The organism is Vibrio aestuarianus, assembly GCF_012395185.1.
In the GTDB taxonomy this organism is placed as follows: domain Bacteria; phylum Pseudomonadota; class Gammaproteobacteria; order Enterobacterales; family Vibrionaceae; genus Vibrio; species Vibrio aestuarianus.
Window position 1 is genome coordinate 21,282 of record NZ_JAAZTU010000045.1, and the last position, 6,944, is coordinate 28,225.

Annotated in this window: 5 protein-coding genes and 2 tRNA genes; 3 read left to right on the forward strand and 4 right to left on the reverse strand. The window is 43.5% G+C overall.

Going from position 1 to position 6,944, the window contains the following annotated elements; all coding sequences use genetic code 11:
- Positions 1-3 precede the first annotated feature (3 nt).
- The 4 genes from HGG78_RS16765 to rsgA form a co-directional block, all read right to left on the reverse strand.
- A complete protein-coding gene (locus HGG78_RS16765) occupies positions 4-1,884 on the reverse strand; it encodes a methyl-accepting chemotaxis protein (protein ID WP_172533579.1) in 1,881 nt (626 codons plus the stop codon).
- Between the two features lie 287 nt (positions 1,885-2,171).
- Positions 2,172-3,587 (reverse strand): SLC13 family permease, encoded by a 1,416-nt coding sequence (locus HGG78_RS16770; protein ID WP_168523618.1) that lies wholly within the window; start codon positions 3,585-3,587, stop codon positions 2,172-2,174.
- 181 nt (positions 3,588-3,768) lie between these two features.
- On the reverse strand, positions 3,769-4,626 hold the full coding sequence (asd, locus tag HGG78_RS16775; protein ID WP_168523616.1) for an archaetidylserine decarboxylase: 858 nt from the start codon (positions 4,624-4,626) through the stop codon (positions 3,769-3,771).
- Positions 4,627-4,779: 153 nt separating this feature from the next.
- Positions 4,780-5,841, reverse strand: coding sequence for a small ribosomal subunit biogenesis GTPase RsgA (gene rsgA, locus HGG78_RS16780; protein ID WP_172533580.1), 1,062 nt, complete (start codon positions 5,839-5,841; stop codon positions 4,780-4,782).
- Positions 5,842-5,994: 153 nt separating this feature from the next.
- Here rsgA and orn point away from each other — a divergent pair, with 153 nt between their 5' ends.
- The 3 genes from orn (at position 5,995) to HGG78_RS16795 (ending at position 6,927) form a co-directional block, all read left to right on the forward strand.
- Positions 5,995-6,540: an oligoribonuclease gene (gene orn / locus HGG78_RS16785; protein WP_053309825.1), complete on the forward strand. Its 546-nt coding sequence runs from the start codon at positions 5,995-5,997 to the stop codon at positions 6,538-6,540.
- Between the two features lie 177 nt (positions 6,541-6,717).
- Positions 6,718-6,793 (forward strand) — tRNA-Gly (locus HGG78_RS16790).
- A gap of 57 nt (positions 6,794-6,850) precedes the next feature.
- A tRNA-Met gene (locus tag HGG78_RS16795) sits at positions 6,851-6,927 on the forward strand.
- Positions 6,928-6,944 lie beyond the last annotated feature (17 nt).

A 6,944-nucleotide genomic window follows, 5' to 3' on the forward strand; every position in this document is an offset into this window, starting at 1 on the left:
CGATTACACTTTAAAGCGGCTGATCTCGTGGCGCATAGCTTCGGTTGAGCGGTGCATATCACTGGTACTTTGACTGCTTTGTTGAGTCTGACTGGCGAGATCATCAGACGCATCTTTAATACCTTGAGTATTACGGCTGATGTCTTCACTAACCGCGCGTTGCTCTTCAGCTGCGCTGGCGATTTGTAGTGCCATATCATTAATTTCAGTAATTGCTTGAGTGATTCTAACCAAGCTATCGTGTGCTTGTTCTGCGTATTCGACACTGTTATCGGCCAGTTTAGTACTGGCTTCCATGTTTTCTACCGCATGTTGAGTGTTACTTTGCAGTGTCTCAATCATGGTGCGGATCTCTTCGGTTGAACCATGCGTGCGTTGACTAAGTACCCGTACTTCATCGGCAACGACTGCGAACCCGCGTCCTTGCTCACCAGCACGTGCCGCTTCAATCGCTGCGTTTAAGGCCAATAGGTTGGTTTGCTCAGCAATACCTTGGATGGTGGAAAGGATTTGGTTAATGCTTTGTGCATTGCTTTCCAGTTCGCGGATCACTTTGGCAGCACTATCGACTTGATTAGCCAAACTCGTAATTGAGTCTCTGTTCTTTTTAATTACCGCTTGCCCATCATCACAAGCGCTTGCGGATGCTTGAGATGCGCTGGCCGTTAATTCAGCATGGCTTGCGACTTCAGCCGCTGTGGCGGACATTTCATGGATAGCGGTCGCGATTTGGTTCACATCATTTTGTTGATGTTCTACACGCAGAGATGCTTGAGTGGAAAGATCATTCGCATTTTGTGCTTGTGTCGAAAGCTGGTGGCTATGCTCAACAATGCCCTTTAACATTCCCTGCATTTGACTCAAGAAGAGGTTTACTTTTTCTGCCAACTCTCCTATTTCATCCATACGACGAATGTCTATTCTCTGAGTTAAGTCTCCTTCACCTTGAGCAAGTTGCGCTAATGCCCCCGAAAGCTCTTGAAGAGGTTTCAGCAGGCGAGTTACGACCCAGGTGCTGATACTGGCGATGACGATATAAAGAATCAAAGAGGCGATTGCGGTAAAGGTTATCTGTTCTGATACCGACGCATAAGCGAGAGATTTATCAACCACAATCCCTAGCGACCAATCGGTATTTGGGATACGTGACACGTAGACCAGTTTATCGCCTTGCTGTGGCCAACTAATGGTTGCCACTTGGTTTCCTTGAACCAGTGTCGCCATTTGTTGCGAGCTCAGTTGGCCGTTTAAATCGGTAAGTGGTTTCTGACTTAGAGCTTCATCTTTGTAAGCGACAATATTATTTTTACCATCGACCAGAAAAGCAAAGCCTTGGTTATCGAGTTTTACGCTTAATACTTCTTTGATGATGTTGGTGACGGTCAAATCAGCAGCAAGTACCCCTTGTTTTTGACCATGGAAAGCTTTAGCAAAGCTCACGACGATACTGCCATCAAAGTCTTGGTAGGGTTCAGTAATGATAAGCCCTTGCTGGGACATGGCATCTTTATACCAAGGACGAGTTCTTGGATCGTAATCGGCTGGCCAGTCTTCGGTTTTGTCACCATAGGCGATGGAACCATCACTGAACCCGGCATAAACTGAAAGAAAATCACCGCCTTTTTTAGTCACCAGAAGTTCTTTATCAGCATTATCACTGTTTGCAAGCGAAGTCTCATTGGCGAGCATCATATCACTGCGAATACCTAGCCAATCACTGATGTAGCGGCTGGTGGCAATACTGACATTCTCCATTTCACTATTAATTGCGTGAGTAGTTTCTTGCTGGAGTTGGTTAACTGAAATAAAGGCTTGTACACCACTAACAATGGCAATAATGATCGCAATAGCGACCTGAATTTTAAATTTGATGGTGTGTCTCATGAGTGATGTCCTTTGAGCGATATGATCAAGGTATCGTCAATATCGCAAATCATAAGTTTGGTTAATTTGCTGTAGTTTTATTAATTGCCAGTTGAATGGTTGTCCATATTAGCAATTTGACAGAAATATAAATAAGTAATTTGGAAAAATCCTACAATATTATACGGTAGATTAATCTGATCTTGCTCGATTATTCGTCAGCAGATTGTGATTGGTAATACTCGATGTGGTTGGAAAGTTCAATTGCGTGACCTGCGTTCAATTGTGCAAGCCACGCATTTAGATGGCTAGGTTAGTAACAGAGCGGCAGTGTAGACAATACATAGCCCTACGATGCCAATAATGACACCCGTTTTCGCCATGTCTTTACTTTCAATCAAGCCTGTAGAGTAAGCTAATGAATTGGGTGGGGTTGATACAGGCAGGATCATACCGAGTGACGCAGAAAAGGCGACCACAACTAACAGGCCTTGTATACCGCCGATACTTGCAAGGCTTTCCATCGACACTGCAATTGCCGCTGCAATGGGCATTAATAAGTTCGCGGTTGCAGTATTAGACATAAAATTCGCCATTATCCAACACACTAATGATAGCGTGATAACCACTGAAACGGGCGATAGTGCGCTATAGTCAATTGCATGAGCTAACGCTGAAGCGAGCCCTGTTTTATCCAAGCCAATACCAATAGCGATACCACCGGCGACTAACCATAATACGTCCCAATTGATCTGTTTTAATTCCTCCTTTCCCATAATGCCGGTGAGTGTGAAAACTGCCAAAGGAATGATAGAGACAACATACGTATTCATACCATGCAGTGAGGTTGTCATCCAAAGGACAATGGTGGCAGCGAATGTTATATAAACTACGATCGCTTGCCAGCTTTTTTGGAATTTACCATTCAGTTTTAAGATCATCTGTTTTTCAGAAGAAGGGAAGAGTTTCTGCAGTAAGAACCACGCTAAAGTCAGTTGAATCATCACAAAGGGAAGGCCCATCATCATCCAAGAAAGGAAGTCGATGCTGTTTTCGCCAGTGAGATATTGCAAAGCAATAGCATTGGGTGGTGTACCAATGGGTGTTGCAATGCCACCAGTATTAGCTGCAATTGGGATACACAATACCAAGGCTTTAATTCCCAAATCACCTTTAGGAGCCGAGGCCACAATAGGCCCGAGTAATGCTAGCATCATGACTGTGGTGGCGGTGTTAGACATGAACATTGAGAACACAGCAGTAATTAGCATTAACCCTAACATAATGAACCGAGGTTGATTGCCAAAAGGTTTGAGTAATACACGCGCTAAGTTGCTATCAAGATCATATTTGGAGGCGGCAATTGCCAGAGCGAAACCACCCATAAATAAAATAATAATTGGCGATGAGAAAGCACTGAAAATATCGGTGTATTTCATCAGTTCACCTAAATCATGCCCTGCTGGTGGTGCACGAAATAGATGTAGTCCTTTGTCGGATATCATGATCAATTCAAGAGCGATGATCAAAATTGACGTCGCAAAGACGGGAACAGGTTCAAGTACCCATAGCAAAGCTGCTAGTAAAAAAATCGCCAATAGCCTGTGTTGAATTAAAGTGAGGTCATCAATAGGAATTGAATCGATAGGCATAAATAATACGCCAAGCGGTAGCAAAAAGCAGATTGCTAGCTTTATCAGTATTCCCGGATTGATATTTGGCATGCTCACGTCACCTTACTTTGTTTACTTGAGGTGACTATCGTAAATGATATGTGAATTAGGGTCTTAGATACGGATTGAAGTTTTGGATTTTATGTTTGGAATGTGTGATTGATTTGTTTTTAGTCAATAAATTTGAGAGAAAATGAGCTCATATGCCAAGCAATGAGCTCATTGTTTGATGTTAGTTTTGATGTGCGTACGGAGTACCCATAACTGTTGGTTCGCCGTGTTGCATTGAATCATCAAAGCGTACTTTATCTTTAGCGAACAAGTTGATCACGGTAGAGCCTAGTTTAAAGCGGCCCATTTCTTGACCTTTCTTCAGCATAACCGCCTTATTACCTTGTGCTGGGTAGTCCCAACGATAAACCGTGTTACCACGTGGCGGGGTGATCGTGCCAGCCCAAACCAGTTCGATGCTTCCCACAATGGTTGCACCAACAAGCACTTGTGCCATTGGACCAAACTCGGTGTCAAAGATACACACCACTCTTTCATTGCGAGCAAACAAGTTTGGAACGTTTTCTGCGGTTAGTGGATTCACCGAGAAAAGATCACCAGGCACGTAAATCATCTGGCGCAATACACCATCGCATGGCATATGAACGCGGTGATAGTCTCGTGGTGATAGGTAAAGTGTTGCAAATTCACCTTCATCAAATTCTTGTGCTAGCTTTTCATCACCGCCAAGTAAGGCCACTGCGGTAAAATCATGGCCTTTTGCTTGAATCAGTTTACCGTCATTAATTGGGCCAAATTGGCTTACGCAAGCATCAGCAGGATGAGTAATAACAGATTCACCTTCGGCAATAGGGCGAACTCCCTCTTTCAACTCACGCACAAAAAATTCATTGAATGATTTGAAATGGCTAGGATCAGAGTGCAAAGCCTCGTCCATATTGACGTTATACTGCTTGATAAACCAACGAATGACTGCTGTGGTTAGACCGCCAGCTTTGGCTGATGCGAGCCACCCCATCAGGCGTGTTAAGCCGTGTTGTGGGATCCAGTATTGCAGTCCAACTTTAATTTTATCCATTGTTTAATATTCCAATGTTAACTGTATGTTCTTCACTTTGGGCGCGAGATGTTACTGAAAAATAGGCACGATGTCAGTAGTTACTCATGATCATAGATCGATTATTCAAACGAAAAAATGAAACAAAATTTGCGTTTGAATTTTAGCTCAAGGCTATAAATCTGCTTTTTTATTCCGCGAATATTGGCGGTTGGCTTTGTTTTCTAACATGCTCTCAAGAATTCGATGATAGTTTTCAAAACGTATTGCACTGATATCGCCTTTCTCAACCGCTTCACGTAATAAACAACCAGGGTCATCACCGTGTTTACAGTCTCTAAATTTGCAGCCACCTAAAAATGGACGAAATTCGACAAAAGCTTCAGTAATTTCTTCGGCTTCTAAGTGCCATAGACCGAATTCACGTACTCCTGGTGAGTCAATCAGATCACCACCAGTAGGAATGTGGTACAAGCGAGCAGCTGTGGTGGTATGTTGGCCAAGGCCGGAGTTTTGAGAAACTTCACCTTCTTCGATTTCATTTTCCAAATCAGGCATTAAGGCATTCACTAAACTGGATTTACCCACACCAGATTGCCCGACGAAAATGTTGATACGTCCACTCAACTCAGCCTCTAGCTCTACAATACCTTCGCCTGTCACTTTACTGACCAGTAGAACTTTGTAGCCGATACGTTCGTATTCACGTAACCATTCTTGGTATTGGGTGCGTTGCTCATCGCTCAGTAAATCGATTTTATTGAGTACAACCAAAGGTGCGATTTTTACGGTTTCTGAGGCAATCAAATAACGGTCAATAATATTGAGTGATAACTCGGGTAAAACTGAAGAGACGATCACCATTTGGTCAATATTGGCCGCTACTGGCTTCAAACCGTCATAGTAATCGGGACGCGTCAACACCGACTTGCGTGGCTCTACAGCTTCAACAACGCCAGAAATACCCGCCATTGATTCAAGCCCTGGTCGCCAAATAACACGGTCACCAGACACTAGGGTTTCAATGCCGCGGCGCAGGTTGCAGCGCTGTACCGTTTGCGTTTCGAGATCTTCAATGTCTGCATGTTGGCCAAAACGAGTAATGACTAACCCTGTCTTGGCAGTACCCAGCATGGTTTCATCCCACTGAATAGTGTCTTCTTTTTGCAGTCGTTTACTCTGATTATTACGAACGCGTCGTACTTGACCTTTCGTCAGCTTCTTTTTCTTTGCCACGATTATCTACTTAAATGATTGTCATACGTTTGACCCCCATCGAGATTTCACTCGAAACCATACGCTTTGAATCCTATGTCCAAAGGTATCTTGGGGATCTGAATTTGGGTATAGTACCTTTTTTATCTGCAAACCAATATAGGCAACGTATTTATGTCCTTTAGCGATCAGAACTTAATTTGGGTTGATCTTGAGATGACAGGCTTAGATCCTGAAACTCATAAAATTATCGAAATTGCTACCATTGTGACTGATAGCGAATTAAACATTTTAGCTGAGGGACCTGTACTGGCCGTCCATCAACCTGAAGATGAATTAGCGAAAATGGACGACTGGTGTACAACAACCCATACCAATAGTGGTCTGGTTGAGCGAGTTCGCCATGATTCGGTGTCACAACAAGAAGCGGTTGAACAGACGATCGCCTTCTTAGAAAAATGGGTGCCTAAAGGGAAATCCCCTATTTGCGGTAATAGCATAGGTCAAGATCGACGCTTTCTTTACAAACACATGCCAGCGTTAGAAGAATATTTCCATTATCGATATGTCGATGTCAGCACACTAAAAGAGCTGACACGTCGCTGGAAACCAGAGGTTTTGGATGGTTTTTCCAAACAAGGGAGTCACCTAGCTCTGGATGATATTCGAGAGTCGATCGCGGAACTTAAATATTACCGTCAAACAATATTCAGCATTTAATCAGTAAAGCGTGAATTTTAGATGATGGCGTGTTAATCGATTTCAAAGATTAACACGCCATATTTGCGTGCTTTTTCAGCAAACTGATAAAAAATGACTTTTTTTATCAGGAAGGACTTGCATCACAAAAAAATGCTCTTATAATTCGCAGCCCTGAACAGCGGAAACGTTGTTAATGCGACACTAGCTCAGTTGGTAGAGCGCAACCTTGCCAAGGTTGAGGTCACGAGTTCGAACCTCGTGTGTCGCTCCAGCTTCTTTTGTTAGAAAGCTTAAAGCGCTCATCATGCTTTGAATGATGAAATACGGACGCGGGGTGGAGCAGCTTGGTAGCTCGTCGGGCTCATAACCCGAAGGTCGTTGGTTCAAATCCAGCCCCCGCAACCAATTTCGATTAAGTGCAA